Raw genomic sequence first — 23,111 nt, forward strand, 5'->3', positions numbered from 1 at the left:
CAAAATCGGCAAGGCTGCGCGCGAACAGTTTTCAGGCGAGTTCGATGCTGACCCAATAGCGGGTCAGGTAGCGCACCCTTACTGGCAGGGTTTTGCCCAGGTTTTCCAGCACAGTGTCGGTGTCGTCAATGCGGAACGCGCCGGAAATGCTCAGGTCCTGGACCTGCGGCGCGCAACGCAGCACGCCTGGGCGGTAACGACCCAACTCGGTGATGAAGTCGCCGAGGCGCCAATCGTCCACGCTCAACATGCCGCGAACCCATGCCGCCGAGCCGGGAGGCAGAGGACGCGCGTTTTCAAGCGCATCGTGATCGAACGTGACCTGTTGGCCGGCCTCCAGGCGCAACGCCTGTTCTGGTTGGCGGCGCGGGCGGACTTCAACGGCGGCCTCCAGCACACCGACGTGGGTGCTGTCTTCCAATTGGCGAACGCTGAACTGGGTGCCAAGCGCCTTGATCGTGCCGTCGCCGGTGCTGACGATGAGCGGGCGCCGGGCCGGGTCCTTGGCGGTCTGCACCAGGATTTCGCCCTGGTACAGCTGGATCAGCCGCTGATGGGCGTCGAAGCGGATATCCAGCGCCGTGCCGGTGTTCAACTCCAGTTGCGTGCCATCGTCGAGCCTCAGCGAGCGCCGTTCCCGGGTGTGGGTGCGGTGTTGTGCGAGCACCGCGCGATACGGCACCTGTTCCACCGCCAGCCACGAACAGCCACCTACCGCGAGCAGCATGCCGAGAATCTTCAACACAGCGCGACGTTGTTTCTGCGCCGCGCCCAGACCGGAAAGCGCCGCCTGGCGAGGCATCTTCGCCCACTGCTGCTGCAGCGCCTCGACCCGTGCCCACGCCGCCGCGTGTTGCGGGCTGGCCTGCAACCAGGCCTGCCAGGCGTGGGTGCGCGCCTCATCCGGCGTACCGTCATTGAGCTGCACGTACCAGGTGGCGGCGGCCTCCAGCGTCTTGAGGTCCGGCGGTGTAGCCATCAGGTTTCGACCAGCAACAGGCATTGGGTCATGGCGCGAACCAGGTGATTTTTCACCGTGGTCACCGAGACCCCGAATCGCTCGCCAGCCGCTACGTAATTCAAGCCTTCCAACTGCACTGCGAGAAAAATCTCGCGTGTGCGCGTGCCTAACCCATCCAGCAGCGTGTCGATGGACACCAGCATCTCAATGATCGACAAGCGCACCTCGGGCGACACCTCCACCGGCTCCGGCCGCAGCGCCAATGCCTGCAGGTAAGCCTGTTCGATGGCCCGGCGCCGGGATTTATCGATCAGCAACGAACGCGCAATCGCACTCAGATAGCCGCGCGGCTCCCGGATGGGCGTAGTCTGGCGGGCCGTCATCACACGTACGAACGTGTCCTGCGCCAAGTCGGACGCATCCGCAGCATTCCCCAGGCGCACCCGCAACCAGCCCTTCAGCCAACTGTTGTGTTCGCTGTACAGCTGGTGAAGTGTTGAAGGATCGAGGGTCGACATGAGCGTGCCACCGAAGTGTAAATGGTAATGGCTCTCATTATTGTGATGGCACGTTTATTAGGCAAGGCCTTTGAATGTTCTTTTAGTGCGTTCGGTACTATTAAAATGTCGGTCTTTTTAAACTTTCCGCTCGTACGTATCCGCACTTTTCCCGCGACTAAACCCGTTAGCGAACGCCCTCCATGGCACCATTTATGTCGTCAAATAAGTGACGTTTTTGCGCAAAAAATGCCGTTGGGCGGCAGATAAGACAAAGCGTTGACAGTTTGATATTCATCCAACATTATTCGCGACGGTTTTGATGGCTCTAAGCCATTAAAATGACATTAATGACGCGCGTTCGTCCCGCTGTGGTTTTTCAAGATAAAGGGATATGGCGGCTCGGATTCAAACGGTCCGGCGGCGTCGGCCAGAGTTAACTAATAAACGCTGTCACTTTATTTAGCAGGCTCGCTTCTACACGCCTGCGCTCGAGTCTTTAGGAAGAAAACTACATGGCTGTTGGACGAATTCTGGTTACGGGTGGTGCAGGTTTCATTGGTTCACATCTGGTAGATGCTTTGCTTGGCAAAGGCTACAAGATTCGCGTACTCGATAACCTGTCGACCGGCAAGGTGACGAACCTGCCCGTGGACAATGCCGACCTCGAACTGGTCGTCGGTGACGTGGCGGACAGCGCCGTCGTTGACCAAGCCATGCGCGACTGCAGCGCCGTCGTCCACCTTGCCGCAGTGGCGTCGGTGCAGGCGTCGGTAGACGATCCTGTCGCCACCCACCAAGCCAACTTCGTCGGCACCCTCAATGTCTGCCAGAGCATGCTCAAGGCCGGCGTGAAGCGCGTGGTGTTCGCCTCCAGCGCCGCGACCTATGGCAACAACGGCGAAGGCACGGCCATCACCGAAGACACCCCCAAGTCGCCACTGACCCCTTATGCCAGCGACAAGTTGGCCAGTGAGTACTACCTGGACTTCTATCGCCGCGAGCACGGCCTGGAACCGGTGATCTTCCGTTTCTTCAATATCTTCGGCCCGCGCCAGGATCCTTCATCGCCGTACTCCGGTGTGATCAGCATCTTCACCGAACGCGCGTTGGCCCGTAAGCCGATCACGGTCTTTGGTGACGGCGAGCAGACGCGCGACTTCGTCTATGTGCAGGACCTGGTCAGCATCCTGGTCCAGGCCGTGGAGACCCGCAAGCCGGCCCCTGAAGCCATCAACGTCGGGCTTAACCGCGCGACCAGTCTCAATGACCTGATTGCCGAACTGGGCAAGGCCACGGGCACCCCGCTGAACGTGACTTACCAGGCGCCACGCCAAGGTGACATTCGCCATTCGCGCGCCAACAACACCCGTTTGCTGGAACGCTTTGCACTCCCGGAACCGACCTCCATCGGCCAGGGTCTGGCGCAGCTTTTGCGAAGTTTGTAACTCGCCGGTCAACCTGTCCGTCGTTAACGCAGTATTGGCTCAGTCATTTTTCAAGAGTGAATTATGGAAATCGTTTTCCGCAGGACGCGTGTCCGCGTGATCGCTGAGCGGCTATTAGCTGCTCTTGCCTTGTTCGTCGGAGGGCCAGCGGTCCAGGCTGCTGTGTTACCCCAGCCAGCCAGCGTGGCTTTCTGGTACGCCGACCAGCCGCCACTGCCAGAGTTATCGCAATTCGACTGGGCCGTGGTCGAGCCAGGCCACATGACACCGGGCGATGTGAAAACCTTGCGGGCCTTGGGCAGCCAGCCGTTTGCCTACTTGTCCGTGGGGGAGTTCGACGGCAACAAGGCGGAAATCGAAAAGGCCGGGCTGACCAAAGCTGTTTCGCCGGTACGCAACAATGCCTGGGACAGCCAGGTCATGGACCTCACTTCACCCGCCTGGCGCGAGCATTTGTTTGGCCGTGCGAAGGCGTTGGAAGCCCAGGGTTATGCCGGTCTGTTTCTCGATACGCTCGACAGTTTCCAACTGGTGCCCGCAGCCTCCCGTGAAGCCCAGCGCGTTGGCCTGGCCAGCCTGCTGCGTGAATTGCACAAACGTCAGCCCAAGCTGAAGCTGTTCTTCAACCGTGGTTTCGAAGTATTGCCCGAACTGGACGGCGTCGCCGCCGCCGTTGCGGTCGAGTCAATCCACGCCGGCTGGGATGCCGCCGCCAAGCGTTATCGCCCGGTATCGGAGTCCGACCGCGCGTGGCTGGAAACACACCTGCAACCGCTGCGTGCCAAAGGCATCCCGTTGGTCGCGATCGACTACCTGCCCCCGGAGCGCCGCGAAGAAGCCCGCACACTGGCCAAGCGTCTGCGCGACGAAGGCTTCATCCCGTACATCAGCACCCCGGACCTCAACACACTGGGCATCAGCAGTATCGAAGTGCAGCCGCGCCGTATCGCGCTAATCTACGATCCGCGTGAAGGCGCGATGGAAGACGCCGCCGGCCATACCAATCTTGGCGGCCTGCTCGAATACCTGGGCTACCGCGTCGACTACCTGCCGGCCGACAGCAATCTGCCGCTCTACAGCTTCAGTGGCCTGTACGCCGGCGTGATCACCTGGATGACCAGCGGCCCGCCGCAGGATGCCCCGGCGTTCAACCGTTTCCTCAATGCACGCCTCGACGAGCAGGTTCCCGTGGTGTTCTTCAGCGGGCTGCCGGTCGAAGACAAGCTGCTGCTCAAGCGCCTGGGCCTCAAGCGCGATGCGCCGCCGGCGACACAGGTGTTGACCGTCACCCATCAGGACAAGGCCCTGCTCGGCGCTTTTGAAGCCCCTGTAGTACCGCGCTCCCGTGACTTGGCTGCGGTCTCGGTACTGCCCGGCGGTCCGACCCCGGCGCTGTCGTTGAAAGGCGTCGGTGGCGACGTATTCACCCCGGTAGTAGTGGGCAAATGGGGTGGCTTGGCCCTCGCGCCTTATATCCTGGAAATCAACAACGAGCGCAGCCGCTGGATTCTCGATCCCTTCGCGTTTCTCCAGGCCAGCCTGCGCCTGCCGAACCAGCCGCGCCCGGACACCACCACCGAAAATGGCCGTCGCATCGCGACCGTGCACATTGATGGCGACGGCTTTCCTTCGCGTGCCGAAGTACGCGGCACGCCTTACGCCGGGCGTCACACCCTGGACGACTACATCAAGCCCAACCCGTTCCTGACGTCCGTGTCGATCATCGAAGGGGAAATTTCGCCGCGTGGCGCGTTCCCGTTCCTGGCACGCGAACTGGAGCCGATTGCGCGCGAGATCTTCGCCAACCCGAAAGTTGAAGTGGCCACCCATACCTTCAGCCACCCGTTTTTCATGCAGCCGAACAAAGCCAAGAAACGCGAGAACTTCAACGCGGAATACGGCATGAACATGAAGATTGCCGGCTACGACAAAATTGATTTTCGGCGTGAAATCTTCGGCTCGCGCGACTACATCAACCAGAACCTGACCACCCCGCAAAAGCCGGTGAAGATGGTGTTCTGGCCAGGTGACGCGCTGCCATCGTCCGACACGATCAAACTGGCCTACGACGCTGGCTTGAAAAACGTCAACGGTGCCGAAACCATCATGACCAAGGCCAACCCGTCGCTCACGGGCCTCAACCCGCTGCTGCGACCGACCCCGGGCGGGCTGCAATACTACGCGCCGATCATCAACGAAAACCTCTACACCAACTTGTGGAAGGGGCCGTATTACGGTTTCCGCGAGTTGATCGAGACCTTCGAACTCACCGACAGCCCCCGCCGCCTGCGCGGGCTGCATCTTTACTATCACTTCTACTCCAGCACCAAGCAGGCTTCGATCAAGGCCATGCATGAGATCTACGGCTACATGCGCGATCAGCAGCCGATGTCCTTGTGGATGAGCGATTACGTTGACCGCCTGCACGGCTTGTACCAGGCGAGCCTGGCGCGAACCGCTGACGGGGCCTGGCAGATCCGCGGGATGGACGCGCTGCGCACCGTGCGCCTTGACGCGCAAATGGGCTGGCCGGACCTGCTCCAATCCCAAGGCATCGCCGGTGTGCGTGACTTGCCGCAAGGGCGCTATGTGGCGCTGAGCAGCGACAAGGCCTTGCTGGTGCTGCGCCCGGATCGAGACCCCAGGCCCGCCCTGGAGGAGGCAAATCTGCCGTTGCTTGACTGGCGCTACGTCGATGCAAATCGCGTGAGCTTTGCGTTTGCCGGTCAGTTCGACCTGACCTTCTCCGTACGCTCGGCGACGGCGTGTCGCGTGGAAGTCGATGGACAGCGTTTCGCGGGCAAGGCGTCAGCCGGCCTCTGGACTTTTCAATTACCTATGAAGCAGGTGAGTAATGGTCAGCTCCTCTGCAACTAAAAATAGCCGCCTGCTCAATCCTTGGGCATTGGCGGTAGTCGCGGTCGCCGTGGGCGGCCTGCTGTGGGCGACGTTCCAGCGCGAAGAAGTCTTCCAGCCGGATGGGCGCCAGCCGGACGCAGTGTCGGCCAACTACGCCGAGCTGCTGCTGACGGCCCACCCGGATGACGACCACCTGCGCCTGCAGTTGGTTGATTTGCTGATTCGCCTCGGTGACTACACCAAGGCGCGCCAGCACCTGGAGGCCTGGCCCAAGCCGCAGCCGGAAACCCAGGCGTACTATCGCCTGGAACTGGATGCACTGGTCGCGGCCAGCAGCAACGACCTGATTGCGCAGCAGGCGCTGGTCGAGCGCCTGGAAACATTCGATCACCGCAAACTGGCGGTGCCACAGCTGCAGAACCTGGCGAAGCTGGCGCTGACATTGCAGGCACCGGCATTTGCAGCCAGCGTGTTCGAAGAGATCGCCGCGCGCGATCCGGCGCAGCGCAGTGAATCACTCAAAGCCGCTGCGCAGTGGTTCATGGCCGGCGAAAAACCCGCGCGTGCCGCGCAGATCTACCTGCAACTCAAACGCGATGCCCAGCAACCGGCCGAGCGACGTGAGTACGCACAACTGGCGTTCAACAGCCTGTTGTCGGCAGGACAAGATGAGCAAGCCGCACAGGTGCTCTCCGATGAGTTGCCCGACCTCACCAATCCGCAGACCGATCCGGCCTGGCTGGAGCAGGGCGTCGATGTCGCCGTGGCGACCAAGCATTACGACCTTGCGCAGCGCGTGCTCCAACAGTGGCGCGTGCTGCAGCCGGACAACCCGAAAATTGCACTGAAAGAATTCCACGTACGCCTGGCCATCAATGACCTGGCCGGTGCCTGGGAAACCGGCCAGCAATTGACCGTCGATTACCCGGATGACACCGAGCTGCTCGAGCAAATGGCCCGCCTCGGTGAATGGCGCGGCGATAACGAAGCGGCGCTGGACTACTGGGTTCGCCTGCTCAAGCTCAAGGAAGACCCGGCCACCCGCGAACACGCCTGGCGCCTGGCCAGCCAACAGTTCGACTTTGACCGCTCGATCCCGTTGCTTGCCGAGATCATGCAACAGCGCGCACTCACCGATATCGAGCTGGATGCGTTGATCTACGGTCACGAATCGCGCGGTACACCGGCCGAGGCCGAAGCCTGGTTGCGTACTTACCTGCGCAAATACCCTTCGCACCGCCTGGCCTGGACCCGCTTGCTGCAAAACCTGGAAAACACCGGGCAGTTCGCCGCCAAAGGCAAGCTCTACAAGGACTACGCCAAACGCTACAAGCTGACCACGGCCGAACAGGTCGACTGGGCCAGCACCCACATGAAGCTGTTCGAAGAGCAGGCTGCGTGGGACGTGGTCAAGGTGGATGATCCCTCCATTCAGGATCCGGAGTACTGGCACACACGTGCCGCACTGGCTTGGGACCTGGAGCGCGATGAGGATTTGCGTGTGTCGCTGGAGCGCCTGCTCGCCATCAACGGCAAGTTGGTCAGCGGCGACGAGAGTCAGTTGATCTCCCTGTATCGCGTCAGCAACCCCCCGCGCGCGCTGGAGTTGATGGTTGCCAGCTGGCACCGCGCCCAGGACCCTCAACGCCTGGTCGAAGCCCTGCAGCTCGCCCAGGAATTGCAGGACTGGGACCAAGTGATCGCCTTGCTGGATGACGCCCGCAAATACCCGCAGGCCTACGAGCAAGCCCAGGTCCTGGCCGTGCGTGGCGCGCTGGCTATCGAGCAGGGCGACACGGCCGAGGCTGAGCGCCTGTACCTGCTCGGCTTGTCAAACTACCCGGATGATAACCTGTTCCGCGAGCGCCTGACCTGGCTGTATGTCGACCAGGCCGACACCGCCAAGCTCAAGCCACTGCTCACCAAGTGGCGTGCCTATGCGCGTGAAGACCGCTTGCTGTGGCTGCCGTTTGCAAGCGCCAGCCAGTTGCTGGGGCGCGACACCGAGGCTTTGGCGTGGTACCGCATGTACCTCAAGCTCACCCCGAACGACTGGCTGGTGCAAGCGGCCTACGCCGACGCACTGGACACCGCCGGTTACCAGGACGCCGCCCAGCGCCTGCGCTTGAAGCTGCTGCGTAACCCTGAGGCCGACAACCTGCAACCTTCGTCCCAGCGTTATGCGATCTGGCTGCGGTTGATGTCCAGCAGCTACTCGCCTCGCAAGGCGCAGCAGGAATTGTTGAAGTGGAAGGACGGTTCGCCGTCGATGAAGCAGATGTGGTTCGAGCGTCTGCTGGCCCGCCTGGATGCGACCAACCAGGAAGCGCAGAAAGACCGGTGGTTGGAGTGGGCACGCAGCCAAGGCTTGAAGGTCGATCGCTACGAGCAGATCCAGGAAGCCCTGCGCAGCCGCAACAAGGCCCAGGTTGAAACCCTGCTGGCCAGCAGCGACTTGAACCCGGCCCAGCGTTCACAAGCGCTGAGCCGTCTGGGGCGCACCAACGAAGCCCTGGACACGAGCCTGTCCGCCCTCGGCGACGACCAGCCGTCTTCAGTGAACGAGCAACTGCGTCGCCAGGCCGTGGAAATTCACGAAAGCACCCCGCAAGGCGCATTGCTGTCCTATCAGAAGCAGGATTTCGGTGGCCTGTCGTTTGACTCGCCGCGCCTGGAGATCGCGCATAACCTGGGTGACAACTGGTACGCCGACCTTGAAGCCGAGCACGGTAACTACAAGGGCGACGACATCATCTCGTCCCGGATCGGTGATGAGAGCAATGCCGCCCTGACCCTGGTTCGCTCGGTGGAAAACGGCAGTTGGAAGCTCTTCGCCGACACCAGCCAGCGCAAGGACGATGACCGTAACGGCCTGGGCCTGTCACGCATGTGGCAATTGGGTAACAGCCACCAGATCGAGACCGGCCTGGACTGGCATCGCAAGAGTGACGACAGCGGCCTGATGCGTGCTTTCGGCCAGCAGGACCGCGCCTGGGTGGGTGGCCGTCACGGCCTGACCGCACGCGATCAGTTGAGCTGGGAAGTGGCGCAGCGGTCGTTCTCGACCCGCGCGGGTGACTCGCTGGGGACTGGCCAGGCGTTGAAGCTGGAACTCAACCACACGCTGGAATTCGCCGGGCCTAACTGGACGGTGCGCAGCGGCCTGGATTACCAGAAAAACAACGTGAAGGATCGCAACCTGGACTACCTGTCCAGCCGCAATGGCGGCGCCGTCAAGATCACGCCTCAGTCGACCGACCCTGACACCGGCCAGCTTGATCCTCTCGATGTCGACACCGTGACCGGCGCCGACCTGCTGCAAAGCCGCTATGGCCAGCTCTACGTCGGCACTTCGTGGCGTCGTGGCATACCCGGCGCACTGGTGCGCAGCAAGCCGCAGTACACCTGGCTGGTGGACATGACGGCGGGCTGGCAATGGACCGATCAGACTTTCAACTACGGCATCAACACGGGCATCGGGTTTGAAGTGCTGGGTGATGACGAACTGGCCCTGACCTTCGGTTACCAATCTGCCCCACAGGGCGGGGATGGCAAGTCCGGCGGCACACTGGGCATGAGCTACGGCGTGCGTTTCGGGCGCTGATTACAGAATCTACGGGAGAAAAACCTATGCAAGCAATTCGTACACTGAGCCTGGCCCTGACAGTACTGTTCGTCGCCGGTTGCTCGAGCTTCACCAGTGAAAACAGCCCGAACCTGTCGCGCAGTGCGAAATGGGGCATCGTGCCGATGGTCAACTATTCCCAGACTCCGCAAGCCGGTGAGCGCAGCGAGCAGATCCTGCTCAGCGTCCTCAGCAGCCACGGTCTGCAGCCTCGCGTTTACCCGACCACTACCCAGGGCGAACAAGCGCTGATGGATGACAACGAGCGCCTCACCGGCGCCCTCGAGTGGGCCCGCGACCAGAAGCTCGACTACGTCGTTGCAGGCAGCGTCGAAGAGTGGCAATACAAGAACGGCCTGGACGGCGAGCCAGCGGTCGGCATCAGCCTGCGCGTGCTGGACGCCAAGGACGGTACCGTGCTCTGGAGCAAGAGCGGCGCGCGCGCCGGCTGGTCCCGTGAAAGCCTGGCGGGCAATGCTCAGACGGTAATCGACAAACTTGTTGGCGCCCTTCGGTTCGAGTGAACGCAATGAATTCTCCACACATGGATTACAGCCTGGCGCCCCGCGCCAGCGGGCCGGTGTCTTGGCTGGAAACGCTGATAGTGACGGGTGCCGCGATTGGCCTCGGCCTCTGGCTGACTCCCGAAGACCCGTTGCAGATGCACGGTGGTTTCCCTTGGGTAATCCTGGCGCCGCTGCTGTTAGGTGTGCGTTACGGTTTTGTACGCGGCTTGTTCAGCGCAGGTCTGCTGGTAGTGGCGTTATTTGTGCTGCGCTACACCGGGCATGCAGGCTACACCGAGCTTGAGCCGTCGTTTATCGTCGGCGTGCTGGTGTGCGGGATGCTCGTGGGTGAAGTTCGCGACCTGTGGGTGCGCCGCCTGGAGCGTCTGCAGATGGCCAACGAGTACCGCCAGTACCGTCTTGATGAGTTCACCCGCGCTCACCAGATCCTGCGGGTTTCCCATGACTTGCTGGAGCAGCGCGTCGCTGGCAGCGATCAGAGCCTGCGCAGTTCGTTGCTGGGCCTGCGCGAGAAGCTGCGCAGCATGCCGATCGAAGGCGATGCCCTGAGCGACCTGGCGGAGCCGATCGTGGCGATGCTGGGCCAGTACGGTGCCCTGCGCGTTGCCGGGCTGTACCGTGTCGATGAAAGCGAAAAAAATGTGCTGCCCGAGGCCTTGGCCATGATCGGCGTAATGGGCCCGTTGGGCACCGACGACGGTCTGATCACCCTGTGCCTGGAACGTGGCGAGCTGGTCAGCGTGCGTCAGGACCTGATCGACTCCGGCAACTCCGCGCAGTTCTCATCGCTGCAGGCATGCATCCCGCTGATCGACGCCGAAGGTCGCCTGCTGGCGATCCTGGCGGTCCGGCAGATGCCGTTCTTCGCGTTCCAGGACCGCACGCTGAGCCTCCTGTCGTTGCTCGCCGGCCACATCGCCGACCTGTTGCGCCGCGATCCGCAAGTGCTGCGCCTGCCCGATGCCGACGCGCAGCAATTCACCTTGCAGCTCAAGCGCTCGCTGGTGGATGCGGAGCAGCACACGTTGCCGGCCGGCCTGTTCGCGTTTGAGATGACGCGCCCCAACGACGAGTTGACGCGTTTGATGGAGCGCAGCCAGCGTGGTCTCGACCTGCACCTGCCGGTTCGCAACAATCGCGATCATCCTTTGCTGTTGGTCCTGTTGCCGCTGACCAGCCCGGAAGGCACCCAAGGCTACCTGGCGCGTATCGGCCTGTTGCTGCACGAGCACTTCGGCATCGACACCGATTTTGACAGCCTGGGTGTGCGGGTAATGCCTTTCAACCTGGAGCCTGGCTGTGACCGCAACGGGCTGCGTAACTTTCTTCACAACGAGTGTGGCCTGAATGATCAGCAAGTGGCTGTTTAGCGGAGCCTTGTTGTTAGAGGCGGGCAGCTGGGCCAGTTTGTGGCTCAATGCGCCGGAGTTGCATCAACTGCTGGTGTTTATCTTCAGCCACGGCCTCGCCTGCCTGATGCTGTGCGCTGCCGTGTGGCGGATGCTGCCGGCGCGCTACCGTGCACCGCTTCCCTGGAGCCCGCTGTTCATTTTCTGCCTGGCATTCTTCGTGCCGGTCATCGGTACCCTGGGCGTAGTAGCGGCAATCTTCCCGGCGCTGTACCTGCCGCGCAAACGCGACCGCCAGGCCTGGCAGGCTGTTGGCATCCCGGGCCTGCCGTTCCGTGCGCAGGCGCAGACACGCACGCCGATTTTTGCCGATGGCGGCCTGCAGGATGTGTTGCGTCACGCGCCCGATCCGGACCAGCGCCTGGCAGCCTTGCTGGCGACGCGGCGCATGCCCGGCAAGGACGCGGTGCCCATCCTCAAATTGGCCCTGGGCGATCCCAGCGACGACGTGCGCCTGTTGGCGTACTCGATGCTCGACAAGCAGGAAAGCGACATCAACCTGCACATCCAGATGGCCCTGGAGCAATTGGCCGGCGTGAGCCCACGCATGGCAGGCCCGGTGCACAGCATGCTGGCGCGCTGGTATTGGGAGCTGGCCTACCTCGGCCTGGCCCAGGGCAGTGTGCTCGAACACGTCCTCAATCAAGCCAGTGAACACGCCGAGCAAGGTTTGGCCGCGGGCGAGGGCGGTGAGCTGCTGCTGTTGGCGGGACGTATTGCGTTGGAGCGCGGCGAGAACGAGCGGGCTGAAGCGCTGTTGCACGAGGCCGAGCGAAATGGCCTGGGCGCTGCGCAATTGCTGCCGTTTCATGCTGAGCTGGCGTTCGAAGCCGGTCGTTATCACGAAATCCCTGGGTTGCTCGCCAGCCTTCCCGAGAAAACCCGCCAGCGTCCACCGTTCGCTGAGCTGGTGAGGAGCTGGAATGAATCATAAGGAAGCGACACCCACCGCTGATATCTGTCTGTTGCTGGAAGGCACCTGGCCGTACGTGCGCGGCGGGGTATCGAGCTGGATTCACCAGATGATCCTGGGCCTGCCGGAGCTGACCTTTTCGGTCATGTTCATCGGCGGCCAGCGCTCGGCATACTCCTCGCGACGCTATGAAGTGCCGACAAACGTGGTGCACATCGAAGAAGTGTTCCTTGAGGATGCCACCCATCCTGCCAACCAGCGCGGTAAGCCGCGCGAGGCCGACCCGCAGCAGTTGGCCGACCTATATCGCTTCTTGCACCACCCGGACGCGCCCCCGCGCGAGCTGGGCGAGCGCATGCTCAATTGCATCGCCGAAGGGCACATGACCCTCGACGACGTACTGCGCAGCCGCGCCAGTTGGGAGACCCTCAGCGAAGGCTATCGCCAGCATTGCGCCGACCCCTCCTTCGTCAATTATTTCTGGACCCTGCGTTCCCTGCAGTCGCCGTTGCTGATGCTCGCCGAAGCTTCGCGCAAGATGCCGCGTGCACGGGTGCTGCACTCGATCTCCACCGGTTACGCGGGGCTCCTGGGCTGCATCCTCAAGCATCGCTGGGGATGTCCTTACCTGCTCAGCGAGCACGGCATCTACACCAAGGAGCGCAAGATCGACCTGGCCCAGGCCACGTGGATCGCCGAAAGCTCCGGCCAGGCGCTCAACCGCAGCCTCGATGGCGGTTCGGGGTATATCCGCACGCTGTGGGTACGCTATTTCGAACGCATCGGCCAGTTGGCCTACAACAGCGCCGACAACATCATTGCCTTGTATGACGGCAACCGTCAGCGCCAGATCAAGGACGGCGCCGACCCGAGCCGCACGCAGTTGATCGCCAATGGCATCGACCTGTCGCAGTGGGCAAAGGCCTTGGAATCCCGCGAGCCGGGCATTGCGCCGGTGGTGGGGCTGATTGGGCGGGTGGTGCCGATCAAGGACGTCAAGACCTTCCTGCGGGCCATGCGCGGTGTGATCAGCGCCATGCCACAGGCCGAGGGCTGGATTGTCGGCCCCGAAGAGGAAGATCCGGAATACGTCAGCGAATGCCGCAGTTTGATGGCCAGTCTGGGGCTTGAAGGCAAGGTGCACTTCCTGGGCTTCCAGCGCATCCAGGACATCCTGCCCAAACTGGGCCTGATGGTGCTGACCTCGATCAGCGAGGCCCAGCCGTTGGTGATCCTCGAAGCCTGGGCCGCCGGTACACCGGTGATCAGCAGCGACGTCGGTTCGTGTCGAGAATTGATCGAAGGCGGCAGCGCCGAAGACCGTGACCTTGGCCTCGCCGGCAAAGTGGTGGCGATCGCCGACCCACAAGCCACCTCGGCGGCGATCCTCGAACTGCTGCGCAGCCCGGAACGCTGGAAGGCCGCACAGGCCAGCGGGCTCTTGCGGGTCCACCGTTACTACACCGAAGCCTTGATGCTGCAGCGCTACCGCGACCTGTACCAGGCAGCCATGGAGAACAATTAAATGGCCGGTATTGGCTTCGAACTGCGCAAGATTCTTTCGCGCGACTCATACACCGCAACCCTGCACGCCTACGTGTATGCGGGCTTGATCAGCTCCGGGCCGTGGGTGTTGTCGATCATCAGCGTAATGCTGGTGGGGATTATCAGCCTCGGCCTGTTGTTGCCCAACTCACTGGTCGGGCAGTTCCTGGTGACGGTGACCTACCTGATGGCCAGCTCGCTGATCCTCACGGGTGGGCTGCAGTTGTTCTTCACCCGCTTTGTGTCCGACCAATTGTTCGAGCAACGCTACGAGCAAATCCTGCCGAACCTGTTGGGCATCCTGTTGATGGTCACCGTCGGCGCCGGCGTACTGGGTGTCATCGTGCTGGCGCTGCTGTTCGATCAGCCCCTGATCTACCGCGTGTTGGTACTGTCGAACTTCGTGGTGCTGTGCAACCTGTGGCTGGTGATCATCTTCCTCTCGGGGATGAAAAAATATAACCGCATCCTGCTGGTGATGGTGGTGGGTTACGCGCTGATGGTGGCGAGTGCCTGGTTGCTGAGCTTCCTGAAGATGCCCGGTCTGTTGCTGGCGTTGTTGATCGGGCACGGCAGCCTGCTGTTCCTGTACCTCTACGACATCCTGCGCGAATACCGTGCCGAGAAAATGATTGCCTTCGATTTCCTCAATCGTCGCAACGTGTTCCTCAGCCTGCTGGTCACCGGGTTCTTCTACAACTTCGGCATCTGGGTCGACAAGATCCTGTTCTGGTTCAACCCCGGCACTTCCAACGCCGTCATCGGCCCGCTGCGCGCCTCGATCCTGTATGACATGCCGATTTTCATCGCGTACCTGGCGATCATCCCTGGCATGGCGGTTTTCCTGGTACGCATCGAAACCGACTTCGCCGAATGGTACGACCGGCTGTTCCGCGCCATCCGCGACGGCGAGACCTTGCAGCACATCGGATCGCTGAAAACCGAAATGACCCTGTCCATTCGCCAGGGCCTGCTGGAAATCTGCAAGGTCCAGGGCCTCACCGTGGTCCTGCTGTTCCTCTTCGCGCCGCGCTTGCTCGAGTGGATCGGCATCTCCAGCTACTACCTGCCACTGTTCTACATCGACCTGATCGGTGTGAGCATCCAGGTGGTGTTCATGGCGCTGCTCAACGTGTTCTTCTACCTCGACAAACGTCGCGTGGTACTGGAACTGTGCGTACTGTTCGCTGTGTTGAACGCCGGCCTGACCCTCCTCAGCATGCACCTGGGCCCGAGCTTCTTCGGCTACGGGTTCACGCTGTCGTTGCTGGTGTGTGTCCTGCTGGGGCTGGCGCGCCTGTCGTCGGCGCTGGAAGACCTGGAATATGAGACGTTCATGCTGGCGCGTTAAGCGTATTTGCGGGTGATAAAAAAGGGCACTTGGCGGTTAGGCAAGTGCCCTTTTTGTTGCGACTTATTGCTCGGCGCTGCCGGAGTGGACAGCGCCTGAGGGCATGTTGCGGCGCACACCTGCCCAAGCAGGAGGTTGTCATTCTCCGAAGATGTAGCTTACATGCTCCACTTCATGGTCACGGCCACGTTACGCGGGTCGCCGAAGATGTTTGCGCCCGCCGGGTTACTGATGCTCTGGTAGTAGTGCTTGTCGAACACATTGTTCAGGTTGGCTTGGACCTTGAGGTTTTTGTTCACGTTGTAGCCGGTCATCAGGTCGACGATGCTGTAGCCGCCCTGCGATACGCCGTAGGTTGTGTATGTGCTGCTCTGGCTGCGGAATGAACCGCCGATCGACCATTTTTCGAGGTCGCCCGGCAATTGATAGGTGGTGGACAGCTTGAGCAGGTTGTATGGCGTGTCGCTGTCGAAGCGACCGCTGCCGCCCTTGACGTTCTTGGCGCCGGCGTAGGTGTAGCCGGCGGAGGCCTGCCAGCCACGGGCAAGCATGCCTTGCAGTTCAAGGTCGACGCCTTTGGTTTCCACTTCACCGGAGGCCACGGAGCAGGAAGCAACACCCGGTGCACAGGCATCAAGCCCTTGGGCGAGATTTTCCTGGTTCAACTGGAAGTAGGCCAGGCTAGCGTTCAGCGCCCCGTCAAAGTACTCGCCCTTGATCCCGACTTCACGGTTGGTACCCGTGACCGGCGGCAGAAGGCTGCCCTGGAAGTCCACGTTGGCTTGCGGCTGGAAGATTCTGGTCCAGCTGGTGTACACCGAGTAGGTATCGTTTATGTCGTAGATCAGGCCGGCATAGGGGGTGTATTCGCGCGTAGCCTTGTAGTCGGCGCCGAACGTGTAATCGCCGGAAATAGTGTTCTGTTCGTATTCATACCAATCCAGGCGTGAACCGAGGATCAATTTCAGGTCGTCGCGCAGATGGAAGCGCACGGTGGCGTAGGTGCTGTATTGATCGACCTTGCCCTTACGAGACCAGTTGTAGTTGATGGCCGGTTTTTCTACGCCGTGATAGTCGAAGTTTGATGGGTCGAGCACGATGTTTGGGTCATTGAGGAAACCACCGCCGGGGCCATCGTCGGTTTTATCATTGCGATAGCTGCCACCAAGTACCAGTTCGTGGGTCGCGCCAAACAGGGTGAAGGGGCCGGAAACGTAGCCGTCGACGCTTTTTTGTGTGTGCTGGTAGGTGTAGCGGCCCACGTTCAGGTTCAACTGATCTGCACTGGGGTCCAGTCGGTAGAAACTGGTGCCCAGCATGTCCAGGTCGCCTCGCAGCCACGTGGTATTCAGGCGCAATTTCCAGTCGTTGTCGAAGCGGTGCTCAATTTCGGCAAATGCGCTGGTGTTTTTCTTGTTCCAGTAGGTCCAGTTCGGGCTCATGCGCGTCGAGCGGGATATCGGCAGGAACGTGCCATTGGCCCTGGTCGGGATGCCCGACCAGTCGGCTCCCGGGTTGTCTTCACGGTTGTAGTACGCACCGAGGGTCAGGGTCGTGGCTTCGCTCAGGTCAAATTCGGTGATGCCGTACAACAACTGGCGCTTGCTGCTGTAGCCATCGGTAAAGCTGTCTTTGTCCTGGAAGGCACCGACCACGCGGCCTCTGATCGAACCGACAGAATTGAGTGCGCTGCTGGCATCGATTTCGGTGCGGTAGTTGTCCCACGAGCCGGCGCCCAAGGTGACTGAAACTTGCGGCTCGACGGTGGGGCGCTTGCGGATCAGGTTGAGGGTGCCGGAGGGGTTGCCGGCGCCGAGCATCAGGCCCGACGCACCGCGCACGACTTCAACCCGGTCGAACATCGCCAGGGTCGACGTGCCAAGGGTGTCGCTGTCATACGCGACTGGCAGTCCGTCAATCATGATGTTGTCGATGGCGGAACCGCGGGAATAGAACTCTGGGCGCTCACCACCGGTTTTGCGCATGGTCAGGCCTGGGGTGTGAGTCGAAATGTCCTCCAGAGACTGCATGTTCTGGTCATCCATGCGTTGGCGAGTGATTACCGTGACCGACTGCGGCGTCTCGCGCATGGAGGTGGCCAGTTTGGTCGCGGTACTCATGGAACCGGTGGTGTACGATCCGCTCCCCTCTGTCGTCGCTCCCAGCGATTGGCCCGTGACACTCGTCGCGCCAAGCACCACCGTGGTTCCGTTATTGGCAGGGATCAACACGTAGCCACCATTGCTCTGACGCTGCGCTTGTAACCCGCTGTTCGCCAGCAAGCGCATCAGTCCCTCCTCGACGCTGTACACGCCAGTCAGGCCCGCCGTAGTCAGACGGCGGGTTTGCTCGGTATCAAATGAAATAGTCACGCCCGCCTGCACTCCGAACTGGGTCAGGGCAGTGCCAAGCAGGCCTGAGGCGATCTGGTAGGACGTCTGGCTTTGCGCCAAAACTGGCGTGGACATTAGCGCCAGCCCCGACAGACTCGCGAGGCTCAGTCCAAAGAGGGCCAAGCGAACCGGGCGGGTCATTGAAGTCTTCGCATAGAGGGGAAGCAGGGGCATTCGTTGATCCTTCCGTTGTCATGGCAGAAAGTCGCCGTCATCGCGGCTTGTGTCATTGACGGATGAGAATCAAAATCAGCAAGGTGACTCGTTAAACATTTTCAAATCGAACTCATGCCGGTTCGATGCTAGCCCAATAGCGCGTCAGGTAGTGCACTCTCACCGGTAAGGTCTGGCTCCGGTTTTCCAGCACGGTATCCGTATCATCGATGCGGAGCGCGCCTGAGATGCTCAGCTCCTGAACCGATGCAGCGCAGTACGCCAGGGCGATAGCGTCCCAGCTCTTCGATGAAAGCCCCCAGCCGCCAGTCATCAACGCCCAGCATGCCCTGTACGGGGGTAACAGGCTGGCTACATCGACTGCATCGCGGTCAAAGGTGCCTTGCTCTCCAGCATTGAGGCGCAGAGTGCGTTCAACATGCTGGTGCGGATTTACTTCAACAGCGGCTTACAGTACTCCAACACGCGTTTGTTCGATCAGATGACGGACGCTAAACCGGGTGCCGAGCGCACGTACCCGACCTTCGCCGGTCTGAACGATAAATGGCCGCTGGGTGGGATCCTGGGCGGTGTTAACAAGCATTTCGCCACGGTACAACTGGATCGACCGCTGTTTTGAGTCGGAGCGGATATCCGATGCAGTATCCGCGTTCAGTGCCAGTTGTGAGCCATCGTCTAGGCGCTGCGGGGGACGCTCATGGATACTCGTACGCTGTTGAGCGAGCATTGAGCCATACGGGACTTGCTCGGTTGATGCGTTGTTGTTCGCAGGCGACTCCAGTAGTGAGATTTAATGGGTGGATTAAATGTGCCTGACGGGATGCTGTAACGACGTTCATGCCTGTTGTTGCTCGATTGCTTGAGATCGCTATCGCGAGCAAGCTCGGCTCCTACAGAGTGAGGTAGATCCGGGGTTTGTTGTTCTTGTGTTGGATGACGCCTTCCCAGCTTTCGGCAGCTCCTACAAAAATCTAGCGCACACAAAAAAGGCCCACCTTTCGGTGAGCCTTTTCGGGTACTGCGTATGGTGCGGCACCAGGAGTCGAAGCGAACCATAACTTGCTGATAAGTGGCGTTTTATAAAGCCTATGAGAGCAGGCTTATCTCTAAATCTACCCTGATGATGTCATCGACGCTCTCGCCCGGCCAGGCAACGCCTGTCCCTACAGCACCTCTGTTTCAGCGAGCACTATTCGCCGTTGCATTGAGGCCAGAAATCAGGCCGAGTTACCCAATACGCCTCGCGGCCAATTGCAGCGTGTCTATTTGGCCCGCGAGCGTGCTGGACTTATTCCACTCAATAGCATTCCATCCCAAGTTGCGCGCAGCCAAAACATTTGCGGGAGTGTCGTCTATCAGAAGTAGCTGTTCTGGCCGGAACCCAGACAATTCGTTGACCTTCTCATAAAAAAGGGTGCTTGGCTTCCGGCAAGACAGCGCTGCTGAATAGAAAATACCGTCGCAATACTGATCTAGGCCAATCGACTCCATCAGAAACTTTGCACGAAGGTGCTCCTGATTGGTCGCAAGATACACCTTGACGCCATGACGCCGTTGTAGGTCGAGATCAGCCAGCAATCTCAGGTCAAGCCGGGCATCATTTTCAAACCAATACTTCAATAATGTTTGTGGAGAAAGGCCCGGTGCGATGTCCGGCAGCACGGATTTCAGCGTCGCCTCCAAGCTTAATTTACCCGTGACTATGTCGTCCCAATGCGGCTCGAAGAGCACCGTATGAAGATCTGAGCGTGCCAGCCCAAGATCCTCTTCGAGAGAGGAAGCCCAACCCTCTCCATCGGAGGGTCGACCGTTAACAATGACACCATCCACATCGACCATAATCGCGTGTATCAAAGTAGCCTTCGTGACGGTAGTCATGACTGTCCCTGAGAACACTTCTGATCTCCATTAACCGATGATGCTTCTCGGGGGCGAGCATATGGGAACGGCTAACGTCGGTATAAGATTTTTTACGTATAGCCTTAGAAGCAACCGGGTTCTGGGTGACTTCGCCATATGCTTATGGGTATTGGACGAAAACTGATGAGCGCTGCGCGGGAATGGGCAACCGTTAGAGGAGCAGAAGACCTCGAACTAGCTGTCTGGACATTCAATACAGCTGCGATCCGGATGTACGAGGGAGTTTGGCATGGAAGTTCGAGTGTTTGAGATGGGGATGCATCTGCTTGAAAGCGCTGAAAATGTTATCTAATCGGACGCCATTGCTCTATTCGAAATTGCAAACAAGGTGTCTTGCCCGGACGGCTACTGCATTTAGCCCTTAGTAAATTCTATTCGTAGATCGCTATCTGGGAATGTCATAGATTTTGTGTTCGGATATAACATGTTGAAGAGGTGCGTGTATGCCGATCAAAAAAACCGGCCCGTGAGGACCCGTGAGGTAACGGTACGGGCATCCCGACTTGTGCTGAGAGGTCGACGATTTACTCATCGTTATGATCCGATGATCCATCTGGTTTTCTTACTAAAAAATCAGCTAAGTCCTTGGCAGCTTCCTCTGCCAGTAAGCCGACAACGACGGTAATACCTGCATCTTGTAACATTTTTATGCCTGCTCCCGAGTTTCTCGGATCGGGATCAAGCAGCGCAACAAACACTGTCTCGACTCCACTTTTTATCAGTGCCAACGCACATGACGGAGTTCGGCCATGAAAGGAGCATGGCTCAAGCGTGACAAATGCAGAGACCCCGGAGCAGTCGCGCGATAAGCAGCTTAGCGCCATTGCTTCCGCATGATAAAACCCAGGCGGCTGTGTATGACCTTGGCTGATCACCGCGTTATCTTTTACCAGCACGCAACCTACCGGCGGGTTTGGGAGGCACTCAGGTAGGGCTAAACGCCCTTGGGCGAGAGCGAGGTGCATAAAATCGGTATTGGAGGACGTGTTAGGCATATTCGATTGGTTCTCATCCTCGGCAGCCAACTCTTGGCACATCGGATTAGCCAGTGCTGTGCAGGCGTCACTATGGACTTACACTTAAATTACGCGGGCGCCCATTCATGGCAGCAGCCAGCATCACACTAGAGGCAGCGTGCCTCTCAGAATGTCAGTATCAAGCGTTGGAATCTCGAAACTCTCCAAGATCAGCATGCGGCCGTTTGAGAGCTGCCAGTGGTAAAAATCTGAAAAATCCCCTTTGGCCATCGCGCGGATGACCTTTGCAACGAAGCCGTGCGCGACGAGCAAAACAGTTTTTGACGAGTATTTCGATTCCAGCTCAACCAAACCGCTTCGTACTCTCTTCACTACGTCTGAGATCGACTCACCGCCGGTTGGTCCGGCATCCCAACGTCGAGTGATATTTTGCGACCAAAGCTGCGGGTATTGCTCTCTTGCGTCAGCTTGAGTCAATCCCTCAAAAACTCCGACATCCCGCTCTCGGAAACACTCCATAATCTCGATCGGGAGCTTCAGCCTTTCGTTAATGATCCTCGCAGTTTCTTTAGCCCTTATGCGAGGGGAGACGACGAGTGCATCAAGATTCTTGGGCAAGTATTCGCCAAGCGCTTCAGCTTGCCGCCGCCCCAGTTCGGTCAGCGCTGGATCAAGTGAACCGAGATAGCGCTGTTCGGCATTGGCCCAGGTTTCCCCGTGCCGTACGACGTATAAATGCATGAAATCCATCTTAATGAGTTAAACCGGGAACCTTACCAACTGAAGCCGCTCGGGCTGTTGTGACGAATCGGGTACAGGATGCTTACACTTGAACAGCAAGCTCTACTCAATGGCTGTTAAATACGCTTGCCCAGCAGCTAGGATCGTCGCTGCCCTACGACGCTCGATGAACGAACTCATTTTATCTTTCGTTCGCGATAGCAATTCTGCAGGCGCGGAGCGAGGCGAACCGACGTCATAGGGTGGGCGAGGATCGTATTCCATTTGCAGCTGGATCTCCTTGGCCACTTCCTCTCCTGCCACCAAGGCGACTACGCTAAGTGCAAAGTCAATTCCGGATGTCACACCGGCCCCCGTTAGCCGATCACGGTCTTGCACTACTCGTTCATGCACGGGCACTGCGCCCAGCAGACCCAATTGATCGATCGAGGACCAGTGGCAAGTTGCTCGATAACCTTTGAGCAAACCCGCTGCTCCTAAAACCAGTGACCCCGTACAAACAGAGGTGATCAGTTGGCAAGTCTTCGCCGCCTGCCTCAGAAAATCCAAGGTTTGCTGGTCGCTCATCAGTTCGATCTGACCCGCCCCTCCGGGAACACAGATCACATCGAGTGGAGGGCATTCGTCATAGCGGGTAGTCGGTAGGATCCGCATGCCGCGATCGGCCGAAACAGGGTCGAGATCTTTCCAGAGCAAATGAACCTGCGCTCCAGGAAGTCTGCCGAATACCTCGGCGGGTCCGGTGAGATCAAGCTGTGTCAGATTGGGGAACAGCACAAGGCCGATTTGGAGTTTTGGAGAGGGCATCAATGCCTCCATGGCAGTCACAGAAGCACGGTAATTTACTCCGCATTTAGTCCTGGCTTTAGACGAAATTGTCTTCAATGAGGAGCCATTTGTTATTACGAGAGCGCTGAGTGTCCAGCCAGCTGGATTGTGCTGGGAAGATAGGGGCGAGAAGTGTAAATAGTAGTTCGAGACTCGCCTGTGGGTACTTAGGCCATGGAATTGGCTGTTTGAAAGGTCGCTACTCGGCGGAAAACTGCTGGCGGCGATCATAAGCTTGCTCCAATCAGCGACTCAACGGACATTATCCATATACTGATTTGAAGGCCATCTTCATGCACCTTCTGACGCTGCTGGGCGTGAGATTACCGAGCTGTTACCTCACCGCTGGGAATCCACCATCGGTTGCTTTGCAGCCTATTTCAATGTGCTTTCTCGGATGGTTTGATGATTTGCCACGACTTCGTCTATGACGGCTCTGAAGACTTTCTGAGTTAGCTCGATACTAACCCCGTAACGTGCAGCTAGGACGGAATACCTTTCGGCTTGCGCGGCTTCGCGAGAAGGATCCACAGCTTCCAAGTTCTGTGCTGCCTTGATAGTGCCAACCTTGCCAGTAGCGACAAATCTCAGCGCGAGAATCCTGATGACCTCTTCATCCAAACTATCAATTTCCGCCCTCAATCTCCTCAACTCATCGCCGCTCATGCAGGTTGCCTCAAAGTCTTTAGTAGTCGCGGTTGAGTGTAACGATCTCTAGATCGGCCTTTGATAATGCCATCTCCTGAAGGTCGAACGGAGGGATGGCGGGATGCTTATCTGGGGTTTGCGGAGCGGGCTAGCTGACGTTGCCGGGCGCGTACTGATAAACGGGCTCCCATTGATTCCGCAATAGATTTGTGCCCCAACTGCTCTCGAGAGGTAAGTGTATTGCCAATACACCTTGAAGCGAAAGCTTCGTTACCTTTTGTTAAGCTGCTCAACT

At 59.4% G+C, this 23,111-nt stretch carries 17 protein-coding genes; 8 read left to right on the forward strand and 9 right to left on the reverse strand.

Annotated features, from left to right (window positions below; translation table 11 throughout):
• Window positions 1–31 precede the first annotated feature (31 nt).
• On the reverse strand, window positions 32–979 hold the full coding sequence (locus tag QMX97_RS09255; protein WP_282396770.1) for a FecR domain-containing protein: 948 nt from the start codon (window positions 977–979) through the stop codon (window positions 32–34).
• Window positions 979–1,479 (reverse strand): sigma-70 family RNA polymerase sigma factor, encoded by a 501-nt coding sequence (locus QMX97_RS09260; protein WP_282396771.1) that lies wholly within the window; start codon window positions 1,477–1,479, stop codon window positions 979–981. Before QMX97_RS09260 ends, QMX97_RS09255 begins: the two co-directional genes overlap by 1 nt.
• Before the next feature lie 494 nt (window positions 1,480–1,973).
• Here QMX97_RS09260 and QMX97_RS09265 point away from each other — a divergent pair, with 494 nt between their 5' ends.
• The 8 genes from QMX97_RS09265 to pelG all read left to right on the forward strand — a co-directional run bounded on the left by QMX97_RS09265 (window position 1,974) and on the right by pelG (window position 15,135).
• Window positions 1,974–2,906 carry an NAD-dependent epimerase/dehydratase family protein gene (locus QMX97_RS09265; RefSeq protein ID WP_065899641.1) on the forward strand — a complete coding sequence of 311 codons (933 nt, stop codon included), beginning with the start codon at window positions 1,974–1,976 and terminating at the stop codon, window positions 2,904–2,906.
• 63 nt (window positions 2,907–2,969) lie between these two features.
• Window positions 2,970–5,783, forward strand: coding sequence for a bifunctional glycoside hydrolase 114/ polysaccharide deacetylase family protein (locus QMX97_RS09270; protein ID WP_201143348.1), 2,814 nt, complete (start codon window positions 2,970–2,972; stop codon window positions 5,781–5,783).
• Entirely contained in the window at window positions 5,761–9,369 is a 3,609-nt protein-coding gene (locus QMX97_RS09275) for a tetratricopeptide repeat protein (RefSeq protein ID WP_282396772.1), read from the forward strand. The genes QMX97_RS09270 and QMX97_RS09275 overlap by 23 nt, the downstream gene beginning before the upstream one ends.
• Window positions 9,370–9,395: 26 nt before the next feature.
• Window positions 9,396–9,914: a penicillin-binding protein activator LpoB gene (locus tag QMX97_RS09280; RefSeq protein WP_065899648.1), complete on the forward strand. Its 519-nt coding sequence runs from the start codon at window positions 9,396–9,398 to the stop codon at window positions 9,912–9,914.
• Between the two features lie 5 nt (window positions 9,915–9,919).
• Entirely contained in the window at window positions 9,920–11,287 is a 1,368-nt protein-coding gene (locus QMX97_RS09285; protein WP_065899653.1) for a PelD GGDEF domain-containing protein, read from the forward strand.
• Complete coding sequence (locus QMX97_RS09290) at window positions 11,265–12,260, forward strand: HEAT repeat domain-containing protein (protein ID WP_065899654.1); 996 nt, start codon at window positions 11,265–11,267, stop codon at window positions 12,258–12,260. The genes QMX97_RS09285 and QMX97_RS09290 overlap by 23 nt, the downstream gene beginning before the upstream one ends.
• Window positions 12,250–13,764 (forward strand): GT4 family glycosyltransferase PelF, encoded by a 1,515-nt coding sequence (gene pelF, locus QMX97_RS09295; protein WP_065899655.1) that lies wholly within the window; start codon window positions 12,250–12,252, stop codon window positions 13,762–13,764. The genes QMX97_RS09290 and pelF overlap by 11 nt, the downstream gene beginning before the upstream one ends.
• Complete coding sequence (pelG, locus tag QMX97_RS09300; protein WP_065899656.1) at window positions 13,765–15,135, forward strand: exopolysaccharide Pel transporter PelG; 1,371 nt, start codon at window positions 13,765–13,767, stop codon at window positions 15,133–15,135.
• Window positions 15,136–15,293: 158 nt separating this feature from the next.
• Here the strand turns inward: pelG and QMX97_RS09305 are convergent, their stop codons facing one another.
• From QMX97_RS09305 to QMX97_RS09335, 7 genes are all read right to left on the reverse strand, one after another.
• Window positions 15,294–17,603: a TonB-dependent receptor gene (locus tag QMX97_RS09305; protein WP_226940012.1), complete on the reverse strand. Its 2,310-nt coding sequence runs from the start codon at window positions 17,601–17,603 to the stop codon at window positions 15,294–15,296.
• A gap of 547 nt (window positions 17,604–18,150) precedes the next feature.
• A complete protein-coding gene (locus tag QMX97_RS32115) occupies window positions 18,151–18,429 on the reverse strand; it encodes a FecR domain-containing protein (RefSeq protein WP_348775366.1) in 279 nt (92 codons plus the stop codon).
• 500 nt (window positions 18,430–18,929) lie between these two features.
• Window positions 18,930–19,580 (reverse strand): HAD-IA family hydrolase, encoded by a 651-nt coding sequence (locus QMX97_RS09315; RefSeq protein WP_106805421.1) that lies wholly within the window; start codon window positions 19,578–19,580, stop codon window positions 18,930–18,932.
• A gap of 566 nt (window positions 19,581–20,146) precedes the next feature.
• On the reverse strand, window positions 20,147–20,659 hold the full coding sequence (locus QMX97_RS09320) for a bifunctional diaminohydroxyphosphoribosylaminopyrimidine deaminase/5-amino-6-(5-phosphoribosylamino)uracil reductase RibD (RefSeq protein ID WP_256595142.1): 513 nt from the start codon (window positions 20,657–20,659) through the stop codon (window positions 20,147–20,149).
• A gap of 81 nt (window positions 20,660–20,740) precedes the next feature.
• Window positions 20,741–21,340 (reverse strand): histidine phosphatase family protein, encoded by a 600-nt coding sequence (locus QMX97_RS09325; protein WP_106805419.1) that lies wholly within the window; start codon window positions 21,338–21,340, stop codon window positions 20,741–20,743.
• 102 nt (window positions 21,341–21,442) lie between these two features.
• Window positions 21,443–22,147, reverse strand: a complete 705-nt coding sequence (locus QMX97_RS09330) for a DJ-1/PfpI family protein (RefSeq protein ID WP_106805418.1) — start codon at window positions 22,145–22,147, stop codon at window positions 21,443–21,445.
• Between the two features lie 396 nt (window positions 22,148–22,543).
• Window positions 22,544–22,834 carry a chorismate mutase gene (locus QMX97_RS09335; RefSeq protein WP_106805417.1) on the reverse strand — a complete coding sequence of 97 codons (291 nt, stop codon included), beginning with the start codon at window positions 22,832–22,834 and terminating at the stop codon, window positions 22,544–22,546.
• Window positions 22,835–23,111 lie beyond the last annotated feature (277 nt).

This window comes from Pseudomonas sp. PS01298, from assembly GCF_029959745.1.
GTDB lineage: Bacteria > Pseudomonadota > Gammaproteobacteria > Pseudomonadales > Pseudomonadaceae > Aquipseudomonas > Aquipseudomonas aylmerensis.